This window comes from Vibrio sp. Y176 (assembly GCF_033438945.1).
On the sequence record NZ_JAWOQS010000604.1, the window covers coordinates 1 to 670 of the forward strand.

Sequence of the window (670 nt, forward strand, 5' to 3'; positions counted from 1 at the left end):
TTCGAGCAGTGCCAAAAGGCGCGAGTGTCGCGAGACAGCCGTTTTGATGGTCGATTTTACGTCGCGGTAAAAACCACAGGGATTTTCTGCCGACCGATTTGTCCGGCGAACCTACCCAAAGAAGAAAATGTAGAGTACTTCACCGATAAAGCCCAAGCACTTAAAGCGGGTTATCGTCCTTGTTTGCGTTGTCGTCCAGACAGCGCACCGGGATCGTGGGCATCGAAAGGCGTAGAAACAACATTTCAACGCGCGATTTCGTTGATTGATCGAGGAGAGCTGCATCACCACTCGGTGTCTGAACTGGCAGAGCGCGTTGGTATTTCTGATCGTTACTTGCGTATGTTGTTCGAGCAGTATCTCGGCATGTCACCAAAACAGTACGCGCAATATCAGCAGTTAATGTTCGCCAAACAGTTGCTGCATTCCAGTTCGATGTCGGTTACGGAAGTCGGCTTCGCCGCTGGTTTTAACAGCACGCGCCGTTTCAACGATGCGTTCCAAAAGTTTCTGAAGCTCACGCCTTCTCAAGTTCGTCGAAGAGAATTTGATGGCGTGAGCACGAATCGAATTGCGTTGTCTTATCGTGGTGAGTTGAATTGGCAACACATGCTGGATTTTTACCGACTAAGAGCCATTGAGGGCGTGGAGCGGGTGAGCGGCGAGAGTT

The 670-nt window shown here is 50.4% G+C and carries 1 protein-coding gene; it reads left to right on the plus strand.

Going from position 1 to position 670, the window contains the following annotated elements:
• Positions 1–670, plus strand: a 670-nt coding sequence (locus tag R7O13_RS27560; protein ID WP_318305287.1) for a DNA-3-methyladenine glycosylase 2 family protein, incomplete at both ends; no start/stop codon positions are given.